Origin of the sequence: Paraburkholderia eburnea (assembly GCF_002917095.1) — a bacterium.
Classification (GTDB): Bacteria; Pseudomonadota; Gammaproteobacteria; order Burkholderiales; family Burkholderiaceae; genus Paraburkholderia; species Paraburkholderia eburnea.
This window is the reverse complement of sequence record NZ_PQGA01000004.1, coordinates 239,703-263,635: the sequence shown is the minus strand read 5'-3', so window position 1 is coordinate 263,635 and position 23,933 is coordinate 239,703. Positions and strand designations below refer to the sequence as shown.

General features: G+C 62.5%; 17 protein-coding genes and 1 pseudogene. 9 read left to right on the top strand and 9 right to left on the bottom strand.

Annotation, left to right across the window (positions count from 1 at the left end):
• The first annotated feature begins 75 nt into the window (after positions 1–75).
• Together B0G62_RS11735 and B0G62_RS11730 are read left to right on the top strand one after the other, a co-directional pair.
• The gene (locus tag B0G62_RS11735; protein ID WP_103704345.1) at positions 76–1,497 is read left to right on the top strand and encodes an MFS transporter; all 1,422 of its coding nucleotides are present in this window, start codon (positions 76–78) and stop codon (positions 1,495–1,497) included.
• Positions 1,498–1,599: 102 nt separating this feature from the next.
• Positions 1,600–2,256 carry a TetR/AcrR family transcriptional regulator gene (locus B0G62_RS11730; RefSeq protein ID WP_103704344.1) on the top strand — a complete coding sequence of 219 codons (657 nt, stop codon included), beginning with the start codon at positions 1,600–1,602 and terminating at the stop codon, positions 2,254–2,256.
• Here B0G62_RS11730 and B0G62_RS11725 read toward each other — a convergent pair.
• Together B0G62_RS11725 and B0G62_RS32690 are read right to left on the bottom strand one after the other, a co-directional pair.
• On the bottom strand, positions 2,213–3,040 hold the full coding sequence (locus B0G62_RS11725) for a substrate binding domain-containing protein (RefSeq protein ID WP_244193196.1): 828 nt from the start codon (positions 3,038–3,040) through the stop codon (positions 2,213–2,215). The genes B0G62_RS11730 and B0G62_RS11725 overlap by 44 nt on opposite strands.
• 39 nt (positions 3,041–3,079) lie before the next feature.
• A pseudogene (locus B0G62_RS32690) lies at positions 3,080–3,256 on the bottom strand (LysR family transcriptional regulator); the annotation flags it as partial.
• 406 nt (positions 3,257–3,662) lie between these two features.
• Here B0G62_RS32690 and B0G62_RS11720 point away from each other — a divergent pair.
• From B0G62_RS11720 to B0G62_RS11705, 4 genes are all read left to right on the top strand, one after another.
• Positions 3,663–4,796, top strand: a complete 1,134-nt coding sequence (locus B0G62_RS11720) for an efflux RND transporter periplasmic adaptor subunit (protein ID WP_103704342.1) — start codon at positions 3,663–3,665, stop codon at positions 4,794–4,796.
• A gap of 11 nt (positions 4,797–4,807) precedes the next feature.
• On the top strand, positions 4,808–7,948 hold the full coding sequence (locus B0G62_RS11715) for an efflux RND transporter permease subunit (RefSeq protein WP_103704341.1): 3,141 nt from the start codon (positions 4,808–4,810) through the stop codon (positions 7,946–7,948).
• On the top strand, positions 7,945–9,390 hold the full coding sequence (locus B0G62_RS11710) for an efflux transporter outer membrane subunit (protein WP_103704340.1): 1,446 nt from the start codon (positions 7,945–7,947) through the stop codon (positions 9,388–9,390). Before B0G62_RS11715 ends, B0G62_RS11710 begins: the two co-directional genes overlap by 4 nt.
• A gap of 132 nt (positions 9,391–9,522) precedes the next feature.
• A complete protein-coding gene (locus tag B0G62_RS11705; RefSeq protein ID WP_103704339.1) occupies positions 9,523–10,134 on the top strand; it encodes a TetR family transcriptional regulator in 612 nt (203 codons plus the stop codon).
• 68 nt (positions 10,135–10,202) lie between these two features.
• On the opposite strand, the gene B0G62_RS11700 is transcribed toward B0G62_RS11705, so the two are convergent.
• Positions 10,203–11,183, bottom strand: coding sequence for a hypothetical protein (locus tag B0G62_RS11700; RefSeq protein WP_146055256.1), 981 nt, complete (start codon positions 11,181–11,183; stop codon positions 10,203–10,205).
• Positions 11,184–11,578: 395 nt separating this feature from the next.
• Here B0G62_RS11700 and B0G62_RS11695 point away from each other — a divergent pair, with 395 nt between their 5' ends.
• From B0G62_RS11695 to B0G62_RS11685, 3 genes are all read left to right on the top strand, one after another.
• A complete protein-coding gene (locus B0G62_RS11695; RefSeq protein ID WP_244193195.1) occupies positions 11,579–13,489 on the top strand; it encodes a hypothetical protein in 1,911 nt (636 codons plus the stop codon).
• 211 nt (positions 13,490–13,700) lie between these two features.
• On the top strand, positions 13,701–15,377 hold the full coding sequence (locus B0G62_RS11690) for a thiamine pyrophosphate-binding protein (RefSeq protein WP_103704336.1): 1,677 nt from the start codon (positions 13,701–13,703) through the stop codon (positions 15,375–15,377).
• A 12-nt stretch (positions 15,378–15,389) separates the two neighbouring features.
• Entirely contained in the window at positions 15,390–16,988 is a 1,599-nt protein-coding gene (locus B0G62_RS11685) for an aldehyde dehydrogenase (NADP(+)) (protein ID WP_103704335.1), read from the top strand.
• Between the two features lie 15 nt (positions 16,989–17,003).
• On the opposite strand, the gene B0G62_RS11680 is transcribed toward B0G62_RS11685, so the two are convergent.
• The 6 genes from B0G62_RS11680 to B0G62_RS11655 all read right to left on the bottom strand — a co-directional run bounded on the left by B0G62_RS11680 (position 17,004) and on the right by B0G62_RS11655 (position 23,891).
• Positions 17,004–17,942 (bottom strand): LysR family transcriptional regulator, encoded by a 939-nt coding sequence (locus B0G62_RS11680; RefSeq protein ID WP_103704334.1) that lies wholly within the window; start codon positions 17,940–17,942, stop codon positions 17,004–17,006.
• A gap of 52 nt (positions 17,943–17,994) precedes the next feature.
• Complete coding sequence (locus B0G62_RS11675) at positions 17,995–19,302, bottom strand: MFS transporter (RefSeq protein WP_103704333.1); 1,308 nt, start codon at positions 19,300–19,302, stop codon at positions 17,995–17,997.
• Between the two features lie 14 nt (positions 19,303–19,316).
• On the bottom strand, positions 19,317–20,489 hold the full coding sequence (locus B0G62_RS11670; protein ID WP_244193194.1) for a lactonase family protein: 1,173 nt from the start codon (positions 20,487–20,489) through the stop codon (positions 19,317–19,319).
• A 182-nt stretch (positions 20,490–20,671) separates the two neighbouring features.
• Positions 20,672–21,595: a helix-turn-helix domain-containing protein gene (locus B0G62_RS11665; RefSeq protein ID WP_103704332.1), complete on the bottom strand. Its 924-nt coding sequence runs from the start codon at positions 21,593–21,595 to the stop codon at positions 20,672–20,674.
• Between the two features lie 236 nt (positions 21,596–21,831).
• The gene (locus B0G62_RS11660; RefSeq protein ID WP_103704331.1) at positions 21,832–22,857 is read right to left on the bottom strand and encodes a porin; all 1,026 of its coding nucleotides are present in this window, start codon (positions 22,855–22,857) and stop codon (positions 21,832–21,834) included.
• Positions 22,858–22,997: 140 nt separating this feature from the next.
• Positions 22,998–23,891 (bottom strand): substrate-binding domain-containing protein, encoded by an 894-nt coding sequence (locus B0G62_RS11655; RefSeq protein ID WP_103704330.1) that lies wholly within the window; start codon positions 23,889–23,891, stop codon positions 22,998–23,000.
• Positions 23,892–23,933 lie beyond the last annotated feature (42 nt).

The window sequence follows — 23,933 nt, the reverse complement described above, 5'->3', positions numbered from 1 at the left end:
GTCAACGTTAGGCACGCGTCAACGTTACACGCGTCACACACCGGACTACCGGACATACGGGACGGGACCACAGGCATGAGAATTCTCGATACCACCTTCGGCCATAGCGGCGCCGCTGCGGCGCGCGACGAGTCGTCCGCGCGCGAGCCGCTCACGCGCGGCTCGATCATCGCGCGCCTCGAACGGTTGCCGACCAACGCCATGCAGGTGCGCGCGCGCATCCTGATCGGCCTTGCCACCTTCTTCGACGGCTTCGACGTGATCGCCATTGCGACGACGCTGCCGATCCTGATCCAGAAGTGGCAGCTCACGCCCTGGGAGATTGGCTTTCTGATCGCCTCGGGCTCGGTCGGCCAGTTGTTCGGCGCTTTCCTGTTTCCGTGGCTAGCGGAACGTCATGGCCGCGTGCGCGCCATTGCGTGGAGTTCGGGCATCATCGGCGTGACCAGTATCGCCTGCGGCTTTGCGCCCAGTTTTGCCGTGTTCGCGGCGCTGCGCGTGATCCAGGGCTTCGGTCTGGGTGGCGAATTGCCCGTGGCGGCAACGTATATCAACGAAGTCAGCCGCGCGCATGGACGTGGACGTTTCGTTCTCCTCTACGAGGTCGTGTTCCCGATCGGCCTGCTGGCGTCGAACGCGCTGGGCGCGTGGATCGTGCCGCGCTTCGGCTGGCAGGTGATGTACTTCATCGGCGGTATGCCGCTCGTGCTGTTCTTCCTGCTGCGCAAGCTGGTGCCCGAATCGCCGCGCTGGCTCGCCGAACGCGAACGTCTCGCGGACGCCGATGCTGCCGTACACGCCTTCGAGCGCACCGCGAAGGGGCCGCTCCCGCCGGTCACGAACGCCGCTGAATTCGACGCGATGGCGAAGCGCCATCCGAAGCGCCGCGTGAAGGATCTGTTCGGCCCGGCGTATCTGAAGCGCACGCTTGCGGTGGCGATGCTCTGGATGACCTGCGGTTTCATCCAGTACGGGCTGTCGACGTGGCTGCCGACGATTTATCGCAGCATCTATCACGCGCCGCTGCAACTCGCGCTCAATCTGGCCGTGGCGGCTTCGGTGCTGGGCGTGGTGGGTTCGCTTACGTGCGCGCTGCTGGTGGACAAGGTGGGCCGCAAGCCCATCATCAACGTCTCGTTCCTGCTGTGTGCGGTGTCGTTGGCGTTGGCAGGCGTGTGCCATGCGATGTCGGTCTACGTGGTCGCGACGTTCTGCGCGTTGGCGCTCGGCCTGCTGGCGAGCGGCTTCATCACCGCTTACGTGTATACGCCGGAGCTGTACCCGACGAGCATCCGCGCGATGGGCTGCGGCGTGGGCGGCGCATGGCTCAAGGTAGCAGCGATCTTCGCGCCGACTATTGTTTCGAAGACGATGATTGGCGGGCACCTGGACGTGGCGTTCTATATCCTTGCGGCTGTGCCGTTCCTCGCGGCCATCGCCGTGCATTTCCTTGGCATCGAGACCAAGGGCAAGGTGCTGGAGCAACTGGAGGCGTGAACGCAGGGCGCTTCCGTGGCCCGCCCGCAGGCCACGGAATATCGCGCCAGCCGCTTGCTATACTCGTGGCCGACGAAAACCACCACGAATCGACGAGACAACATGGCTGGCTCCAGCATAAGCGCCCGGCGCCCCGCAACCAGGCGTACGCGCGGACGTCCGGCGGGCAGCGCGCTCACCGGCTTCGACTCGCTGCTGCGCGGTGCGCGGCAGATGTTCGCGACGCAGGGCTACGAAGGAACGAGCGTGCGCGAGATCGCACGTCTGGCCGGCGTCGATCCCGCGCTGATGTCGCATCACTTCGGCTCCAAGGAAGGCTTGTGGACTGCGGTGGTCGAGCAGCTTTCGCAGCAGTTGGGGCCTTTGGTCGAAGCCACGAAGCAACTTCAGCTCGCGCGCCTGTCGCCGCGCGAGCGCATCAAACAGGCGCTGATCCTGTTTATCGATTTTCTCTTCGAGGATCGCTATATCGGCATGTTCTTTTCGACGGCCACGACCGAGCAGGGTGATCGCCTCAATGTGCTGATCGAAGGGCTGATGCGGCCGTATCGCGACGCATTTGTCGCGCTGCTGGTGGACGCGATGGAAGCAGGCAAGCTCAAGGCCCACGATCCCGACGTCATGCACTACATGATGGTGAGCGCAATCAGCAGCGCGGTATCGTACAGCCACGTGCTCTCGACGTTCTCCACGTTGCCGGACAATACCGACGAATTCAGGCAGAGCGTGCTTGAGATTGCGCTGGGAATTTTCCGCTAGTTATCGCGTGCAACTTGCGCGCCAGGCGCTCCACGGGAAAATGCGGCACGCTCTGCGCAGTTTGCGCCGGTTCCTTGGCAGCCGCGCGTGCTGAACGCGCGGACTCACGCGCAAGCGCCGCCGATGCCACCAGATGGTCGATGAAAGTCCGCACTTTCGCGGGCAAATATTCCCTGCTCGGATACACGACGCTGATCGATACCGGCGGCGTCGCGTAGTCCGGCAGCACCACTTCCAACCATCCCTGAGCAATATCCTCCTGTGCAAGCGCCAGCGGCACAAAACCCATTCCCGCACCCGCACGGATCATCTGCATTAGCGCGTCGATATTATTGACGAGCATGGCGGGCTGCTGTTCGAAGCCGAAGCGCCCGTCGGGCCCGTCGAGCAGCACGGCATCCGTCGTGGCGCGCCGGGCCGCCATCGCAATGTAGGCATGATCGCGCAACTGGCTCGGATGCGCCGGCGTGCCGCAGCGCTCGAGATACGCCGGCGAGGCGCAGGCGATCAAAGGCTCATCCCATAGCTGTCGCGCGACCACGCTGGTCGAAGAGATCGTTGCGGTATCAACGAGCGCGACGTCGTAACCGTCGTTGATCAGGTCGAACGGCTGATCGACCAGGTCGAGCACGATCCGCACCTGCGGATAGCGCTTGTTGTACTGATGCAGGTCCGACGCCAGATGGCGATACGAAAAGAACGCGGGCGCCACAACGCGTAGATGGCCGACGGGCTGGTGCGCGAGGCTGGCGAGCGAACGCTCACATTCGTCGAGGTTGCTCACGAGCTGGTGCACGCGCTCGAAATACACCTGGCCGACCTCGGTGAGCGACACGCTACGCGTGTTGCGGGAAAACAGCCGCGTGCCTAGCTGGGTTTCCAGTCCCTTGACATGACGGCTCACCATCGCAATGGAGACGGCCAGCTTCGTTGCCGCGCCTGTGATGCTCCCCGAACGCACGACTTCCAGGAAGGTGCGTATCGATTCGAGTTGATCCACCAGATATCCCCAAAACGAGTGAACGATCGCCAAGGCGATCGCTTCGATACTATATTCAACGACTGTTGAATATAGTGCATTCTGGGCGAACCGCGCGCAAATGTCAATAACAGACCGCGAAGATGCGCTATCACCTCATAAGGACGCGGGCCTTCGGCGGTGTTTTTCGCGCATTCCGGTTGACAGTTGCCTGCCGCGCACCCTATCATCCGCCAAATTCAACAAACGTTGAATATAAATTTGAGCGATCGGTTGACCAGGTGTGAATGCTTTGATTGTCGAGAATTGCCCGAAAGAATGCGTAGGTCCGGTGATTGACGGGGCATACGGAGTCGATGAGATTAATATGGATAGCGAAATTAAAAGCAGTCGAAAGAAAGCTTTGACGAGCCAGGCAGCAGTGGTGATGCGTCCGCTGCTGATTGCATGCTCCGTCGCCGGCGCGCTTGCACTTGCCGGATGCGAGAAGAAGCAGGAAGCCGCGGCGCCGGTGCCGGAAGTGGGCGTCGTGACGCTGGCCGTGCAGCCCGTCACGCTGAACGCGATGTTGCCGGGCCGCACGAACGCATGGCGCGTGGCCGAAGTCCGCCCGCAGGTGAATGGCGTCATCAAAAAGCGGCTGTTCACCGAAGGCGCGGACGTCCATCAGGGTCAGCAGCTTTATCAGATCGACGATGCGCCGTATCGCGCGGCGTACGACAAGGCGCAAGCCGCGTTGATGTCGGCGCAGAATCTGGCCCAACGCGACGCGAAACTCGTGGCCGACAACGCCGTAAGCCGTCAGCAATACGACGACGCGATGTCCTCGTACCGCCAGGCGCAGGCCGATGTCGAAACGGCGAAGGTCAATCTGGATTACACGCGCGTCTATGCGCCCATTTCCGGGCGTATCGGCCGCTCGACCATCACGGAAGGCGCGCTCGTCACGAGCGGCCAGGCGCAAGCGCTGACCGTGATTACCCAGCTCGATCCGATTTACGTGGACGTCACGCAGTCGTCCACCGAGATGCTGCGCTTGCGCAAGGAGCTCAAGAGCGGCCAGTTGCGCACGACGGGCGCAGGCGACGCGAGCGTCGGACTCGCGCTGGAAGACGGCACGGCCTACGCGCGCTCGGGCGTGCTCAAATTCTCCGAAGTCACGGTTGACGAAGGCACGGGCTCGGTCACCGTGCGCGCAGAATTCCCAAACCCCGAGCATGACCTGCTGCCCGGCATGTTCGTGCGTGCGTCGCTCGACGAAGGTGTGCGCAACGCGGCCATTCTCGTGCCGCAGCAGGGCGTGTCGCGCGATACGACCGGCAAGCCGGTGGTATGGGTCGTGAACGCCGATAACACGGTGCAGCAAAAGCAGATTGTGGTGGACCGCACGATCGGCAACACGTGGCTCGTGAATCAGGGCTTGCAGGCAGGCGATCGCGTCGTGACCGAGGGCGTGCAGCGCCTTCAGCCCGGCATCAAGGTCGTCGCGAAGCCCGCGTCGAACGTGCATGTCGATCTGGGTCTGGACACGTCTGCGGCGGCGCAGGCTAACGGCAGCTAGGCGGAGCGCACATGTCCCAGTTTTTTATCAGGCGCCCCGTGTTCGCGTGGGTCATCGCCATCATCATCATGCTGGCGGGCTATCTGGCGATTCGCGGGCTGCCGATCAATCAGTACCCGAATATCGCCGCGCCCGCTGTGTCGATCACGGTGACTTATCCGGGCGCGTCCGCGCAGACCGTGCAGGACACCGTGGTGCAGCCGATCGAACAGCAGCTCAACGGCCTGGACGGCTTGCGCTATATGTCGTCCGAAAGTAACGCCGACGGCAGCATGACCATCATCGCCACCTTCGATCAGGGCACCAATCCGGATATTGCCCAGGTGCAGGTGCAGAACAAACTGTCGCTCGCGACGCCATTGCTGCCGCAGGAAGTACAGCAGCAGGGCATCCGCGTCGTGAAGTATCAGCTCAACTTCATGATGGTCGTGGCGCTGGTTTCGGAAGACGGCAAGATGTCGGTCGGCGACCTCGGCAACTTTCTCGCCTCCAATCTGCAGGATCCGATTCTGCGCACCAAGGGCGTGGGCGATTATCTGCTGATGGGCTCGCAGTACGCGATGCGTATCTGGCTCGATCCTGCGAAGCTCGACAGTTATTCGCTGACGCCGCAGGACGTGACGGCCGCAATCCAGTCGCAGAACGTGCAGGTGTCGTCGGGGCAGCTCGGCGGCTTGCCGGCGCGCGGTGGCGTCCAGTTGAGCGCGACGGTGATCGGCAAGGTGCGCCTGCGCACCGCCGACGAATTCCGCAAGATCCTCATCAAGGTCAACACGGATGGCTCGCAGGTGCGTCTGGGCGATGTCGCGAACGTGAGCCTCGGGCCGGAAAACTACTCCATTTCCAGCCTGTATAACGGCAAACCGTCCGCGGGCCTCGCGCTACGCCTGGCGACGGGCGCGAATCTGCTGGAGACGGTGGAGGCCGTCAAGAAGCTGCTCAAGGAGAAAGAGCCGCTGCTGCCGCCGGGCGTGAGGATTGTCGTTCCGTACGACACGTCGCCGGTCGTGCACGCGTCGATTCACGAAGTGGTGAAGACGCTGCTCGAAGGCATCGTGCTGGTGTTTCTCGTGATGTACCTGTTTTTGCAGAACATCCGCGCGACGCTGATTCCGACGCTTGCCGTGCCGGTGGTGCTGCTGGGTACCTTCGGTGTGCTGTCGGCGTGCGGATTCACGATCAATACCCTCACGATGTTCGGCATGGTGCTCGCCATCGGCCTGCTGGTGGACGATGCGATCGTCGTGGTCGAAAACGTCGAGCGGGTGATGAGCGAAGAAGGCCTGAGCGCGAAGGAAGCCACGAAAAAATCGATGGGCCAGATCCAGGGCGCGCTGGTCGGCATCGCCATGGTCCTGTCCGCCGTGTTCCTTCCGATGGCGTTCTTCGGCGGTTCGACCGGGGTGATCTATCGCCAGTTCTCGATCACGATCGTCTCGGCGATGGCGCTTTCCGTACTGGTTGCGCTGGTGTTCACGCCCGCGTTGTGCGCGACGATCCTCAAGCCGGGTCACGCCGATCACCACGAAAAGAAGGGCTTTTTCGGCTGGTTCAATCGCAGCTTCGATCGCGGCGCCGCGCGTTATGAAGGCGCCGTCGCGTCGATTCTGCGCAAGAAGGGCCGCTATCTCCTGATTTACGTGGTGATCGTCGCGAGCATGGGCGCGCTGTTCACGCGCATCCCAACCGCCTTTCTGCCCGACGAGGACCAGAGCCTGATGTTCGTGCAGGTGCAGATGCCGGGCAATACTTCGGCGCAGCGGACGGAGGACGTGCTGACGCAGGTGCGCGATTACCTGCTCAAGGATGAAGCCGGCGCTGTCGAGAGTGTTTTTACCGTGAATGGCTTCAATTTTGCGGGGCGAGGCCAGAACTCGGCGCTCGCGTTCGTCGGTCTCAAGTCGTGGGAAGAACGCAAGGGCGCCGATTCAAGCGTCTTCGATCTGGCGCAGCGCGCGCGCGTGGCTTTCTCGAAGATCAATGACGGCGTGGTGATTCCTATCGTGCCGCCCGCCGTACTCGAACTCGGCAACGCGCAAGGCTTCGATATCTATCTGCAGGACAACACCGGCGAAGGCCATGCCGCGCTGATGGCGGCGCGCGATCAGTTCCTGCGCCTCGCGCGTCAAGATCCGCTGCTGGTGAACGTGCGTCCCAACGGCATGAATGACGAACCGCAATTCCACGTCGATATCGACGATGAAAAGGCGCGCGCGCTCAACGTGAGTGTCGCGGATATCAACGACACCATGACGGCTGCCTGGGGTTCGGAATATGTGAACGATTTCGTCGATCGAGGCCGCGTGAAGAAGGTCTATATACAGGGCAATCCTGCTTCGCGCATGAGCCCCGAAGATCTGAACCGATGGTATCTGCGCAATGGCGCTAACCAGATGGTGCCGTTCTCGGCAGTGGCGAACAGCCACTGGGAATTCGGCTCGCCGAAGCTCGAACGTTTCAACGGCATTTCGGCGGTCGAACTGCAGGGGCAACCGGCCGAAGGCCATAGCTCGGGCGAAGCGATGGCCGAAGTGCGCAAGATCGCGGCGCAATTGCCGAAGGGTTACAGCGTTGCCGTGACGGGTCTCTCGTATGAAGAACAGTTGTCGGGTTCGCAGGCGCCCGCGCTTTACGCGCTGTCGATCCTGATCGTGTTTCTCTGTCTCGCGGCCTTGTATGAAAGCTGGTCTGTGCCGTTCTCGGTGCTGATGGTGGTGCCGCTTGGCGTGATCGGCGCCGTAGTGGCGACACTTGCGCGCGGTCTCACGAACGATGTGTTTTTCCAGGTGGGCCTGCTCACCACCGTGGGGCTGTCGGCGAAGAACGCCATTCTGATCGTCGAGTTCGCCAAGGATCTGTACGAGCGCGAAGGCATGCCGCTCGCGCAGGCCGCCGTGCAGGCCGCGCGTTTGCGCCTGCGGCCGATCATCATGACCTCGATGGCGTTCGTGCTGGGCGTGTTGCCGCTGGCGATCTCGCACGGCGCGGGTTCGGGCAGCCAGCACTCGGTAGGCACGGGCGTGGTGGGCGGAATGATGACCGCGACGTTCCTTGCGATTTTCTTTGTGCCCATGTTCTATGTGCTGGTTACGGGTTTCGTCGCGCGTCGCAAGAGCGGACAGATTGAAGAGGCAGAAGAGGTAGAAGCATGAAGACCCTGAAAATCGCGGTGTTGCCCGCGCTGGCGTTTACGCTGGTGGCGGGTTGCACGATGATTCCAAAGTATCAACGACCCGATTCCGCGATTGCATCGCAGTACGACGTATCTGGGCAAGTAGAGCAGCGCGGACCGCTGGCCGCCGATATCGACTGGCGCGACTACTATGCCGATGCGCGCCTGCAAAAGCTTATCGCGATGGCGCTGGAGAACAATCGGGATCTGCGCGTCGCGATACTGAATATCGAATCGGCGCGCGCGCAGTACCGTATCCAGCGTGCCGACCTGCTGCCGACGCTTTCGGCCAGTGCGAGCGGATCGCTCCAGCGCTTGCCCGCCGATGTTTCGACGACAGGACAAGCGGGTGTGACGCGCAGTTATAGCGTCGGCGGCGTGGCGTCCTATGAGCTGGATCTATTTGGTCGCATACGCAGCTTGTCGGAACAGGCGCTGCAGAGCTATCTGGCCACCACCGAAGCGCGCAAGGCTACGCAGATCAGCCTGATCGCCGAGGTGGCGAACGCATGGCTCACGTTGCAGGCGGATCAGGATCTCAAGACCCTGACCGCGAACACACTGGCTAACCAGCAGGCCTCGCTGAAGATCACGGAATCGGGCTTTCGCAATGGCACGGCGTCGTTGCTCGATTTGCGTCAGGCGCAGACGTCCGTGCATACGGCCGAAGTCAATCTGGCGCAATACGAGCGCCAGGTGCGGCAGGACGTCAACGCGCTGACCTTGCTGGTCGGTGCGCCGCTGGGCGCCGACCTGGTCGCCCCCGAAACGCTCGCGGCGGTCAAACTCGACGAAGCGCTCCCTGCGGGGCTGCCTTCGGACCTGCTGACCCGCCGCCCCGACATCATGTCCGCCGAGCATCAGCTACTCGCGCAGAACGCGAATATCGGCGCGGCACGCGCGGCCTTCTTCCCGCGTATTGCGTTGACGGCGGGTGGGGGCACCGCGAGTGCGACGCTGCGTGATCTGTTCGATCCGGGCAGCGCGGCCTGGTCGTTTGGCCCGTCGATCTCGGTGCCGATCTTCGACTACGGTCGCAATAGCGCGAATCTCGCGGTGGCAAAGGTCAATCGCGATATCGCGGTCGCAACCTATCAAAAGACGATCCAGACTGCGTTCCGTGAAGTGTCGGATGCGCTCGATGGGCGCGCCACCTGGGCGCAGGAGGAAAGCGCCCAGCGGCAACTCGTTCAAGCGAGCCAGTCGGCTTATGACCTGTCCGACGAACGCTACCGGCAAGGCGTAGACGGTTATCTGGCGGTACTGGTGAATCAGCGTTCGCTCTACGACGCGCAGCAGAATCTCATCAAGATCCGGCTTTCGCGTATGAGCAATACGGTGGATCTCTATCGCGCGCTGGGCGGCGGATGGACCGAACCCGTTGTTAAAGCCGCTGCGGTTTCGCATCCGCACGTCGAATGAAAGGGTAGCGAAGCGTTTGACTGGCGGCCCTTGTGCGAACGACACGCGCGGGGTCCCTATTCAGCGAGAAGAATCCGGGGAAAGGAAAAGAAAGTGAAGCGAACTCGCGAACAAGCATTAGCGACTCGGGCGATGCTACTTGAGGCGGCCGAAGGCGCATTTTATGAAAAAGGTCTGGCAGGCGCGACGCTCGATGAAATCGCGCGACGGGCGGGCGTGACACGCGGAGCGCTCTATGGTCACTTCGAGAACAAGCTTGCGTTGCTCGACGCCATATTTCAGGCGGCGGCGCGACCGCTCGATCCATTCGCGGTGAACCTGGCCGTGTGCCGCGACCATCCCGTCGAAGAACTCGTCGAGGAAATCAAGCGGTGCTGGCGCGAAGCCACTGAAGTGCCGCGAACGGCGCGGCTGTACGCGCTGGTGTTCAGCCTTTGCGAAAGCACGCTGGAATTCGCGCCGTTTTTCGAGCGTGTGCTCATGGCGAGCCGCAATGCCGAACTGCGCATCGAAGAATGGCTGCGTCGCGCGATGTTCCGTGCCTGCCTGCCGGCTTCTCTGGATGCACAGATAAGCGCGCGCGTGATTCATGCGACGTTGAGCGGGCTATTGCGTCGCCGGTTGAGGCATCTGGCGCAGAGCAATCTGCCCGAAGCCGATGTGGCGCAAATCGTGCGCGCGCTGTTGGTGCATGAGCGCCCGCACATCGAGGCGTGCAATGACGCGTGGGCCGGCCTCGTCTAATACCTGTCGAACCGGCACGGAACACGGCGATCCGTGACGCTGGCCGCCGTGTTCCGCTTGCGGGTCGATCAGAAGTGCAGTTCCGCCATCACCATCGGCGCCGATGTCTTCGTGCTCACCGTCTCGCTCGAAGGCGTGCCGTACATGTTGTGCCAATACTCGTAACCCACGCCTACATACGCCGTGCGCGGATGGCCGATGAACGATCCCACATCGGCCAGCAGCGAAATGCGCGTGAGGATTTCCGTGGTGGTTTCCGTATAGAAGCCGTCCTTGCCCTTCGGGCCGGTCACGCTCGCGAAGCCGCGAAACTCGAAGGGCACCCGTGCCACGCGGAACGGCACGAGCCAGGAGCTTTCGATGTGCCACGCCGTATGGAAGTGCACATCCACACCGGTAATGCCGTTGTGATTGCTCTCCGTGCGCCCGCCAACGGTCAGGTTGGCGAAACCGTGCGGAATGGCGAATTCGACCGTCGGGCCGAACACGAGCATACGTGCGCGCTCCGCGTAGGCGTCGTTCTTCACGCCGAACTCGTAGCCGATGGTCGCGCCGAGATCGCGCACGAAACCGTAACCCACCGAATGTCCGAGGATTTTGCCCGCGCTAAACTCGACGCGCCCCACGCTATAGACTTCCTGCGCGCCGCCTGACGAAGGGCCGCCCGCTTCGGGGTTCGCCGAGTTCGAGACCAGATAATCGACGTTGAACGCGTAGCTGCCGTAGCGGAAGCCGCCGATCGTCGTCAGGTAGCCAATATTTTGCGCGACCTTGTCCTTTACGCCGGGATAGTGGAAGTCGCTGCCATAGCGATAGCCCACATAGGTGTCGTTCCAGACGAGCGGCGGCGTCCCGTCATCGGCCTGAACCGCGTTCGGCTTCGGCGCGGCGCCGTTGGGCCGGTTATCCTCCGTTTGCGGTGGTGCGGACCCGTTCGGCGCGGTATAGACCTCCGCGTGAGCGAGTTCGGCTAAACATAAAAACATCGCAATGCCAATCAATGACTTGCGAATCGATGGCGTGCGCATGGCGCTTCGTGTCGTCTTCATTGTCTCCGGCCTTTTACGTATTCTATTGACCACGTTATCGATCCATCGGGAGATGGAGTGCCGATGTCTCCGGCTGCCGACGATGGTAGGTCAAGGGGGGGCGCAAGCCCTTATACAAAAGGCCGATTCGCTGGCACTTTTCTTCATAAATTGAAGGTGATTCGGGTTGGTCTCTATGCCTGGCGCGGCACGCGCGTGCCGTTCCCATCAAAAAGTCCCAGCGAAAGTTTGTTTTGTTCAGGGACAGGTGGTGCGGACCTGAGTAACCTTACGATCGAAGCCGCTACCCATGTCCCGTGCAAAGACCGATAGAACGATGACGGATTGCCTTGTCAAGGCAATGCCGCGACACCACGAAGGCAGGCGGCCACCGATAAATACAGGAGGCATTTGCAGTGCAATTCAAGCTTAAATTCAGACATATCGCTGCTTGCGCGGCGCTCGCGGGGAATGGCGTCCTACTCTCGACCCAGGCGCTGGCGGCCACCGAAGGCACGCTGTTGCTCAACCGACTCGGGCCCGTCACATCGGATCTGTATATTGCCAATGCCGATGGCTCCGACGAGCACAAACTGCTCGCGGACGAAGGCTTCGACTATCACGCCTCGTTCTCGAAGGACGGTCAGTGGATCGTGTTCACGTCGGAGCGAGCGGGGCTTGGCGAATCGGACCTTTATCGCGTGAAGGTCGACGGCTCGCACATGCAGAAGCTCACCGACCACATCGCGGTCGACGACGCGGCCGTGTTCTCGCCCGTCAATCCCAATGTCATTGCGTTTGTTTCATCGCGTCGTGGCGCGCACGATTTCGGCACGACCAACATCTGGACGCTGAACATCGCCACGGGCGCGTTGAAGAACGTCACGGCCAACATCAAGTTCGATCCGTCGAAGCCGCATAGTTTCTTCCGGCCTTCATGGTCGCCGGATGGCAAATGGATTGCCCTGTCCTCGGATATCGGCAGCGACTGGCGCGGTCACAATCTGCCGGTGGGCTGGGAGCGCACGCAGGAAAGCAGCATCTATGTGATTCGTCCGGACGGCTCGGGCTGGCACCAGGTCGCCACGCGCACCGGTTACGACGAAGGCTCGCCCACGTGGTCGCCCGACGGCAAGCGCGTGGCGTTCTACGAAACGCCGGTGGAATCGACGTGGGGCGCGCACCGTCCCGAAGGCATCAACAACGTCAGCTCGCAGATCGTTTCCGTCGATCTGGCCACGCACGAGCGAAGCGAACTCACTTCGACGCCCGGTTTCAAGGTGTTTCCGCAATACCTGAACGACACGACGGTTGCGTATCACGTGAAGGGCGGCGATACCGAAGGCCTTTACACGACGGCCGGCGTCGAGCGCGCGACGCGCAATACGGGCATCCGTTCGCCGCGCTATTCGTATGACGGCAAGAAGATCGTCTATGAAAAGGTCTCGTTCCGCCCCGCGCGCGCAAACGGCACGCCGCTGTTCAGTTTCGATCCGCACTGGAAATACACCTATATCGACGTGTTCCCGCAACTCTCCGCCGACCGCAAGCAACTGGTCTATACGGAGAAGGCGATCAATTCGTCGATCGCGGTGGTGAACGCCGATCTCTCGGGTTATGACCGCGTGTACGATGCCTCGAAGAGCGGCCTCGATCCGAGCCTGGTCCAGAAGGGTCTTGCGGGTGCGTTCCAGCCGACCTGGTCGCCCGACCGCAAGTGGGTGGCGTTCGGCGTGGGTAGCTGGTTCTTCACGCGCGCGGGCGGCCCCGGCAAGATCATGCGCATCAAGACCGACGGCAGCATGGGCAGCCATGCGGAAGCGCTCACGGACGGTTCGGTCAACGCGGGCTTCCCGAGCTACTCGCCGGACGGCACGAAGCTCGTGTATCGCGTGTGGAGCGAGAAGGAAAAGGGCCTGCGTATTCTCGATCTGGAGACGCGCAAAACCACGGAGCTGACGACCGGTGAAGACAATCTGCCGGGCTGGTCGCCGGACGGCACGAAAATCGTTTTCACGCGCAAGGAAGTCAACCCGACCGATCCGAACAAGTTCCACTACGACGTGTACACAATCAAGCCGGATGGCAGCGATGTGCGCCGCCTCACGACGCCGGGCTCCAATCAGGGCCATGCCGTGTGGACTTACGACGGCCGCATCGCGTATTGCTCGGGCGAATATGGCTTCCGTGATGAACTCGCGCTCTATGACAACAGCTTCCAGCCCGACGGCCAGAACTGGGTGATGAACGCCGACGGCAGCGACCAGCACGCGATCACCGATACGCTCTGGGAAGAGGCCATGCCGACGTACGTGCCTAATCCTTAAAGCGGGACTGAAGCGGGATTCGATTTCAACGCCGTGCTGGCTAGCGCGGCGTTTTTTTATTCACATCCGTTTTTCTTATCTTGCACGCCACGCATACAGCGCATAGCTGCTATGCGCGGCACGCACGGCAAACGCCGCGTGCGCGACCCATAATTTCCGCATCCCGCAGCGTTATCGAAGGCGCCGCGATCCGTCACAAGGAGTCACTTTCATGTCTGAATCCGCAAGCTCAATCTCGCGTAACGGCGGGCGCATTCTCGTCGATGCACTCGTGGGCAATGGCGTCGATACCGTTTATTGCGTGCCCGGAGAAAGCTATCTGCCGGTGCTCGACGCATTGCACGACACGCAGAGCGTGCGCACCATCACCACGCGACACGAAGGCGCGGCTTCGAATATGGCCGATGCCTATGGCAAGCTCACTGGCCGCCCCGGCATCTGCTTCGTCACGCGCGGGCCGGGCGCCACGCACGCGAGCAACGGCGTGCACACCGCAAGCGAAGACGCCACGCCGATGATTCTTTTCATCGGTCAGGTCGAGCAGGGTTTTCTTGGCCGTGGCGCGTTTCAGGAGGTCGATTACCGCCAGATGTTCGGCGGCATCGCCAAATGGGTCACGCAGATCGAGAGCGTGGAGCGCATTCCCGAAGTCATCGCGAGAGCATTCAGCGTAGCGCTTTCGGGGCGTCCTGGGCCGGTGGTGATCGCGTTGCCGGAGGACGTGCTGTTCGGCGCGGCAACTGTCGCCGATGCGCCTGCCGTGCGCGTTGCGCACGCGGCGCCTGAGGCGCAGTCGCTAGACGCACTGCGCTCGCTGCTGGAAGACGCCGAGCGCCCGCTCGTGATCGTCGGCGGGACGGGCTGGGACGAAGCGGCCTGGGCTTCGCTCAAGCGTTTCGTCACTGCAAACAATCTGCCGGTGGCAGCATCGTTTCGTCGCCAGGATCTGTTCGATAATCGCGACGCGCACTATGTCGGCCAGCTTGGGCTAGGTGTGTCGCCGAAGCTCGCGCAGCGCGCAAGCGATGCCGATTTGCTGATCGTGATCGGCTCGCGTCTTGCCGAGACGACGTCGTCGGGCTATACGCTGTTCGCAAGCCCGTCGCCTGAGCAAACCATGATTCACGTGCATTCTGACGCCGATGAACTGGGCCGCGTCTATCAGGCGCGTGTGCCGATTCACGCATCGCTCGCGGTATTCGCGCGTGCGCTGGATGGCGTGGCCCCCGTTGCCGCGCAAACGCAGGCGCGCTGGCGTGCATGGACGGAATCGGCGCGCGCCGACTATGTGGTGCATTCCACGCCGCCCGCGCCGACGACCGAGATCCGTGGCGTCGATCTCGCTCAAGTGGTCTCGCATCTGAACGAGGTGCTGCCGGAAGATGCCGTCATCGCGAACGGTGCGGGTAATTACACCGTTTGGGTTCATCGTTTCTATCGCTATCGTCGCATGGCGACGGAACTTGCGCCGACCAACGGCGCGATGGGCTACGGCTTTCCGGCGGCGATTGCCGCAAAACTCAGGAATCCGGAGCAATCGGTCGTGTGCTTCGCGGGCGACGGCTGTTTCATGATGTATCCGCAGGAACTGGCGACGGCCGTGCAGTTTGGCGCACCGCTTATCGTCATCCTCGTGAACAACAACATGCTCGGCACGATCCGCATGCATCAGGAGCGCGAGTATCCGGGCCGCGTATCGGCGACGCAATTCGTCAATCCCGACTTCGTGGCCATGGCGCGCGCATTCGGCGCGCACGCGGAACGCGTCGAGCGCACCGAGGATTTCGCGGCGGCATTCGAGCGCGCGCAACGCGCGGGCGTCGCGGCGCTGATCGAACTGCGTACCGATCCGCTGCAGATCACGCCCGCTAACCGCCTCGCCAGCTAAGGAAACACCAACATGCAAACCCAGGTTTCATTCGATCCGCAAGGCGACATGATTATTGGCGGCGAGTCCGTCAAGGGCGCAGGCGGCGCGCTGTACGCGCTTGCCGCGGCGACGGGCGAAACGCTCGAACCGGCCTTCGGTTGCGCGACCCCCGCGTTGGTCGAGCGTGCTTGCGCGCTCGCGGGCGCGGCCTTCGACGCCTATCGCCAGTTGCCGGACGCTCGGCGCGCCGCATTTCTTGAGGCCATTGCGCAGGCCATTCTCGATCTCGGCCCGGTGCTGATCGAGCGCGCACACCTTGAAACCGCGCTGCCCGTCGCGCGCCTGGAAGGCGAGCGCATGCGTACCGTCAACCAGTTGAAGCTCTTTGCGAGCGTGGTGCGCGACGGCCGCTGGCACGGCGCGGTCGTCGATACGGCGCAACCGCAGCGCGCGCCGCTGCCGCGCCAGGATCTGCGCATGCGGCGCGTCGGCCTCGGGCCGGTGGCCGTGTTCGGGGCGAGCAACTTCCCGCTGGCGTTTTCGGTGGCGGGCGGCGATACGGCATCGGCGCTTGCGGCAGGTTGCCCTGTCGTGGTCAAGGCGCATCCCGCCCATCTGGGCACGTCCGAACTCGTTGCGCGCGCAATCGCTCGCGCCGCGCATGACACGCAGATGCCCGCAGGCGTGTTCTCGCTCGTGATCGGCGAGGGGACGTGGATCGGCGAAACGCTGGTCGCGCATCCCGAGATTCAAGCGGTGGGTTTTACGGGTTCGCGTCAAGGCGGACTCGCGCTGCAGCGCATCGCCCAGGCGCGCGCGGAGCCGATTCCCGTTTATGCTGAGATGAGCAGCATCAATCCGGTGGTGTTGTTGCCGCACGCACTGGCCGCGCGTGGCGAACAGATCGCGCGCGATTATGCCGACTCCGTCGTGATGGGCGTGGGGCAGTTCTGCACCAACCCCGGCATCGTGCTCGCACTCGCGGGCGAGGCGCTCGACGCGTTCTGCTCGACGGCGGCGCAGGCCATTGCGACGAAAACCGCCGCGACGATGCTCACGCCGAACATTCATGCAGCGTATTGCCGGGGCGTTGCGCATCTCGCCGAACTCGACGGCGTCACGACGCTTGCGCGCGGCGCTGAAGCGCGCGGGCCGAACGATGCGGTGCCGGTGCTGCTGCGCACACAAGGTCGCGCATTCCTCGCCGACGCGGCCATGCACGAGGAAGTGTTCGGGCCTTGCTCGCTGATCGTAGCGTGCCGCGATATCGACGAATTGCAGGCTGTTTTGCGCCGCATGAGCGGCCAGTTGACGGCGACCGTGCAGCTCGACGAAGCCGACTACGCGCAAGCGCAAACGCTCATGCCAATACTTGAGCGCAAGGCGGGTCGTGTGCTGTTCAACGGCTTTCCCACCGGCGTGGAAGTCAGCCACGCGATGGTGCATGGCGGCCCGTTTCCGGCGACTTCGGACACGCGCACGACCTCGGTGGGCACGGCGGCGATCGATCGCTTCCTGCGGCCCGTGTGCTATCAGGCGGTGCCCGATGTGCTGCTGCCCGATCCGCTCAAGCACGACAATCCGATGGCAATCTGGCGTCTGAACGACGGCGAATTGAGCCGCGATTGATGAGCAACCGCTAGATCACGCGTCCGGGGCCGGCAGCGTCGCCCCGGGCCAGTCGCCTGCTTCCACGAGCCCGGCGGCGAGTTCGCGAATCATCTGTGCGACTCGCCACACGCCATCGGGCATGACGCGATTGAGCGGCCAGGCAATCGCCACGTCCCGCACCACGGCTGCGTTCGCCAGAGGCACGCAACGCAGCCTTCCTGACGCGACTTCTTCGATTACCGAGGCTGCGGGCAACAGGGTGCAGCCGCATTGCGCCATCACGAGGCGCTTGGTCAACGAAATCGATCCATCGCATTCGAGCGCGATCTGCAGCGTAAAACCATGCCGAGCCGCGAGCGATTCGGCGAGTACGCGCAGTCCGTGATGGGTGCTGGGCAAGATGAGCGGCAACTCGCCGAGCGTATGCACATCGACGGGACCGTCAGGTAACGCAAAACCGGCTGGCGCGACGAGACAGAGTTCTTCCGCAAGCAGCGGATCGAATTGCGTCGTGCCGCGATGCTCGGGCACGTACATGATCGCAAGATCGATTTCGCCGTCGTTGAGGCGCCCGAGTATCTGGCTCGCGAGACCTTCCACGAAACGCACGCGCGTATGCGGATAACGCGCACGCAGCCGCTGGCCGAGTTCACCGAACATGATGCGCGCGATGGTGGGTTGCGCGGCAATCGCGAGTTGCGCGGGGCCGCTTTCCGTGCCGCTGCGCATCGCGCCGCGCGCTTCATCGAGCGTGCGTTCGAGCGCCTGCGCGTAGCCCAGCAATTGTTCGCCGCGCTCGGTGAGGCCGACGCCGCGCCCGCTGCGGCGAAAGAGCCGCACGCCCAGCTCCGCTTCGAGCAGGGCGATACGGCGGCTGATGGTGGACTGGTTCGCACCCATCTCCATGGCCGTGCGCGAAATGCTGCCTGACTTCGCGACGTGCGCGAAGACGGCGAGGTCGTCTGAATTCATCGGTGGATCGCGTGAAACGGTGTGGCGCCTGAGCGGACTTTATAGCACGCGGCTAGCCACAATCGACGCAACCCGGCTTGCCGATAGCGTTGATATCGCGCACAGGGTCATTCACGCGCGGCGCCCATTTGCGTCGCATCAGCGTAAGCGTGCTCGCCGCGCCGATCAGCAAAAACACGAAAATCGCGGTCATCGGCAGGGTATAGCTGCCGCCGACATGCAGCAGCCATCCGGAAAGACTCGCCGATACGCCGCCTGCGAGACTCGTGGCCACCTGCTGCAAACCGGTGTTCAGGCCTACTGCAGGTTTCGGAATCAGCGTGAGTTTGCACAGCGCGAGATTGTTGGCGGTGACGAGGCCGAGCAGCGAAAGCGATACCACATTCCAGAACAGCGCCATGTCCGACGATTGCGCGCTGGCGCCGAGCAGAACCGTCGTGCCGCCGAGAAAACCTGCAACGATGAAAGCCTTGCGTACGGCGACGGCATCCCTGCCGCGCGCGATGATGCGGTCGGCAGCCCATCCCGCGATGGCCGCGACGATTGCGATGCCCGCGAAACTGAAGAAGGTATACAGTCCCGACGATTGCAACGACAGCCCGCGCTGTTCGACCAGGTACGCGGGCATCCACGTCATGCAGTAGAACGCAAAATAGCTATAGCAGAAGTTATTGATAAGGCCGCCCCACACGACGGGACTTGCCAGCAGATTGCCGAGGGGAACCGACTCCGCGCGTTCCTTCGCGGCCGCCAGTTCGTCGTGCGAAGGATAGTCGTTCTTCACCATCGCGAGCCAGGGCAGCAGCCAGATCAGCCCGACCAGACCGGTCGCGATAAACATCGCCTTCCACGAGGCGGTCACGATCATCCAGGCGGCAATGGGCGCACCCAGCGCCGGGCCCATTTTGCCGCCGATCGAAAAGATGCCGAGCGCCGTGCCTTTCTGCGTTTCCTCGAAATGATTCGCGAGGTAGCGATAAGTCGCGGGAATAACGATCGCTTCGGCGGCGCCGATCAGCAGACGCATGACGATCAGCGCCGAAAGCGTCGTGACAAGTCCCGTTGCCGCGGCCGCAAGACACCAGAACAGAAAGCAGATCGCGTAGGGACGCTTCACGCCATAGCGATCGACGAGCCAGCCCATCGGCATCTGGAATACGCCATAGGACCAGAATACTGCTGAATTAAGCCAGCCTCGCTCGATGCTCGTGAGTCCGAAGTGATGAATGAAGCTTTTGTCGGCGAGCGCCGACGACAGGCTCGTGCGGTCTACAAAAGAAATCAGCAGACCGAGCGCGAGCAGAACGAGCACGCGCCAGGGATGAGACGAGCGCGCAAGAGGAGGGGAGAACGGTTTCATCGAATCGCGTGACCTTACTGCACGAAGGCCACGCTCGTGGGATCCTGGACCGCGACGGACTGGCCGGTATCCGTGAGCATGCCCGTGGTCGGGTCGATGCGGAACAGGCGCACATCGCCGCTATGCTGATTGGCGACCAGCATCCATTGCCCCGATGCGTCGATGCCGAATCCCCACGGCTTTTCTCCGCCCGAAGGCGTGCGCTGAACCAGCGAGACCTGACCCGTCGCGGCATCCACTTTATAGACCATCAAGGCGTTTTCCGCGCGATTCTCCACGTAGAGGAAACGCCGGTCGCGGCCAAACGCCATTTCCGCGCCGCTTTTTACGCCGTTGAACGAGGCACTGGTGATTGGCGTCGATTGCAGCCGCGTCAGCGTGCCCGCCGCCGCGTCCCAGCGCAGGGCGATCAGTTCGGCGCTCATTTCGGTGAGCACATAGGCGTACTCGCCGTTCGCGCTGAACAGGATGCGGCGCGGGCCGCTGCCCGGCGGCATGTCGAAGGTGTGCTGCGCGTCGCCGGCGCGCGGCGAGAGCGCATGGGTGTCGCGATCGAAGCGGTAGATAAAGACGCGATCGGCACCCAGATCGGGCACGAGCGCATAACGGCCCGACGGATCGACCGTCACGCCATGCGCGTGCGCGCTTTTTTGGCGCGGGCTTGGGCCGGAGCCTTTTTCCTCGATGGTCGATTCGAGCTTGCCCACGCTGCCGTCGCTTCCGACCGCGACGCTGGACACCGACCCGCTGTTGTAATTCGCGCCGAGCAGCGTGGAGGACGGTGCGTCGAATTGCAGGAAGGTGGTGCCGCGCCCGCCCGTGAGGACGTCGTTGATACGTTCGAGCTTGCCGGTGTGGCGATTCACGGCATAGGCGGTGATGCTGCCTTCCTTGTCACGCTCGTCGTCGACGGCATACAGGACCGGCAGAGCGGGGTGCGATGCCACCCAGGTTGCATTCGGCCCCTGCGCGGCGGTGCCGAGCGCGACGAGCTTGCCCGTCGCCGTGTCCAGGCGCAGTGCGCTGATCTGCTTTTGCTGGGTGCCGATGTAGGCGAATTCCGCGGATGCGTCCGAGGACGATGCGGACATTGCCGTGGTGCAGGCGACGCCGTAGATCGATGCGCACGCAACGAGTGCGGCGTTGATCGCAAGGCGGGAGGCGTGTTGCTTAAACGAATGCGCCATTTTCGATTCACGTGAATAAACTGAAGTCAAGCATAGGCGGCGCGCTATCGACGGTCCCTGTACAAATCCCGGGTTCGCTGGGACTTTTTGCGTGGACCAGGGAATGTACTGGGGCGTTAAGGATCAAGTGCGAGGCGCGCGCCGTGTCACGTGAGAATCGCGGCGCGCGTGCAAAGCCGTGCTTATCGACGCGCCTCGATGCGGAACTGGCTGGGTGCCTGCCCGACTTCGCGGCGGAAAAAGCGCGTGAAATACGCGGCGTCGGCAAAACCGAGCCAGAACGCGACCTGTTCGACGGACATATCGCCGAAAATGAGTTCGCGTTTCGCTTCGGTGATGATGCGCGCGTGGATCATCTTGGTCGGACTCATATCGGCCGCCGAAGCGCACGCAGCGCGCAGCTGGACGGGCGAAACCGCGAGAATCGACGCATATTCCTGCAATGGCAGATTGCTGCGGTAATGCTCTTCGATCAGCTTGCGAAAGCGCTCGACCAGGCGTACGTCGTGGCGCGGCGTGCCGTCGTTGGCTGCCTGGTCCAGATGAGCTTCGCGCACGAGCGTGAGCAGCAGCATCGTGAGCAGGGCCTCGGCGCCCGGCACATGACCCACGGCACTCGATTCGACTTCCTGTTTCAGGCGCTGGATGAGTGCATAGAGGTCGTGTCCCGCTTCGGTTGCCTGGGTCAGCGGAATCATGCGCGGCGCGGACCACAGTACGATGAATTCGTGCAGCTTGGCGTTGACCTGCGTGAGATAGGACACGTCGACGGTCACGACCCAACGGTCGACGTCGAGTTCGTAATCGAGCCCGTGAATGCATTCGGTGGGCAGGAGCAGGGCGCATGGTCCTTCGAAGGGAACGCTGCTGCCTTCGAGATTCATGACGCCGCGTCCGCTGCGCACGAAAATCACCTGACCATAGGTGGGGTGCGCATGCGGCGCGGTGCGCCAACGGCCTCGTTCGGTTACGTGGCCGACATGAACGAACCAGTTTTCCTCTTCTGGCCGCTCGACATACAAACGGACTTTGGGCACAGCGGCGAGCCGGGAGGCGTCGCCGGTCGTTCTGCGTAAAGGTTTGCTGCTTATCGCACTCTGGGCCATGAAGTCTCCTCGGTGTCCGGTCTAGCGCCGTCCGCCTTTGCGATTGAAGTTCCGCCGGAGCGCTGCACCTGCTGGCCGGGCCCACATGCGACTTGCTCCGGTCGCTCCCTTTTTAAATGGAAGCGTAAAACGCCTTGTATTCTTTCACATCGATACGCGTGCCGCGACCTGCTGCTTACCCCAACGCCGCCGCTTGAATGTTTACGCTCTATTACTGCGGCGGCGCTAAAAAAGCATCAGAACGTATGCACCATGCCGAGAATCACGCCGCGCGTATTCGAACCCGGCGCGACGGCAACGCCGGCATACGACGTGCCGTTAAGCGTGAATGCCGCTTTATTACGGTTCTGGATAAAGCCCGCTGAGCCATAAAGTGTGGTGCGTTTGGACAGATAGTGCTCGTAGGTCAGGCCGATCTGCTGCGCGTTATTGCCCTGACCGGTGCGGTCGTGTTCATAGCCGTACATGAGCACGAGTTGATCGGCGGGGGAGAAGAAGTACGAGCCGGAGGCTTCGTACACGTCGCGCTTGAGGCTGTCATCGGTTTGACGTTCGGTGTGATACGCCAGATAGAAACGCGCGTCGCCCACGCCCACTGAAGCGCCCGCATTGAAGACTCGCAGCGCGGAAGTGCCGGTGGCGTTGTCGGCCTGTTCGTAACCTGCCGCCACGCGGAAGGGGCCATTTTCATAGCGCACCGCTGCGTTGTAGAACTGCAGGCCGTTGCTGGGCTTGGTGGTCGAATCGCGCATTGCCACCATGAATTGCGCGGTCAAACCATAGACGGTCGGCGTGAAATACGAAATTGCGTTATTCACGCGGATCGTCAGCGAATTGAAATTCAGCATGGGTGAACCCATGCTCATCACGGCGACGGGATCTAATTCGCGGTTCAGGAAAATGTACTGGGGCGTATTTTGCAGGCCGAAGCGGACTTCACCGAAGTTGCCGGATACGCCGACCCACGCCTGGCGATTAAAGGCTTCGGCCGAATTCGCGGCTGCGCCCGTCATGGCCGAAAAGCCCTGTTCGAGCTGGAAATTGACGTGGATGCCGCCGCCAATATCCTCGCTGCCCTTGAAGCCGTAGCGGCTGGCGAACAGGCCGCCCGAGGTGGCGCGCACGACCTTGCCATCGCCACCGTTCTGGAATTCGACGCCGTTATCGATCACGCCATACAGCGTGACGGACGACTGCGCGTGCGCCGCGCTGAACATGCAGGCGGATGCGACGCCGCATGCCAATACGAGCAATCTTTTCATTCTGTCTCCAAGATAATTCTAGTTATCGCGGCCGATCTAGCCGGCGCGCCTGATTTATCGAATGATTCGTAATCCTCCAGTTGAAATGCGACACGGTGCGCGGCGAAACAGGCCGCTGCGCACCGGGAGAAAGCGTGTGATTAACCCAGGGCGGCGGTCACGTCGTCGAAGCACTCATCGACGGAGAGACGGCGCGGAATGATTTTCTGGTCGAGCGCCCAGTCGATGGCGAGCTGGATGCCCTTGCGGTTCGCTTCCAGACCGATGGGCGGGAACACGGCAGGCACGCCTTCGGCCTGCGCGCGGCTTTCCACGACCATGCGATAGAGTTCGCGCACGATATCCGGGCGCTGCTTCGAAAGGTCGCTGTGCACGACGAACATGTGATTGATGGGCACCACGTTTTCGCGTGCGAACCAGTCCTTCGCTGCGTTCTGCGCGTCGGGCACGAGCGTGCGCACGCGCGGGTCCTTCGGCATGTCTTCGCCGAGCAGGGCGGCGGCCAGTTCGCCGTCGAGCATCATCTGCGGAATCGAGGAACCCTTCGGCAGGCGCACACAATTGGCGGGATCGCTGTATTCCGCGAGATGGCCGTCGCCGAGCGTCATCCACGTGACCTTGTCGAGATCGACGCCGTATTCGTGGCGCAGGATGCCGCGAATCCACAGCGCCGTGGTCTGCGTGTAGGTGCGCACGCCCACCTTCTTGCCTTCGATGTCGCGCGGCGCGAGGTCGCCGAAGTCGATGTTGTAGCCCGCGCAATGATGCTGGAAGCGGCCCGAGATCGGCGCGGGCAGCAGCACATAGGGCTTGCCGTACGCCTTGGCCTGCAGAAAGGTGACGATGGCCAGTTCGCCCGCGTCGAAGGCGTTCTCGCGCACCATGGCCTTGAAGCCGTTATGGGCGGGCGTCGGGCCACAGTAGTCGAGATTGACGATGTCCGAACTGACGCGTCCGTCCTTCATCGCCTTGGTGACGGCGTAATCGGCGAGGTTGACGCGCAGTGTCGGCGCTTCAATTTGAGGTGTCGTCATGATGAGGAATCCTTATTCGTGCGTGGATGAATCGCGAAAAAT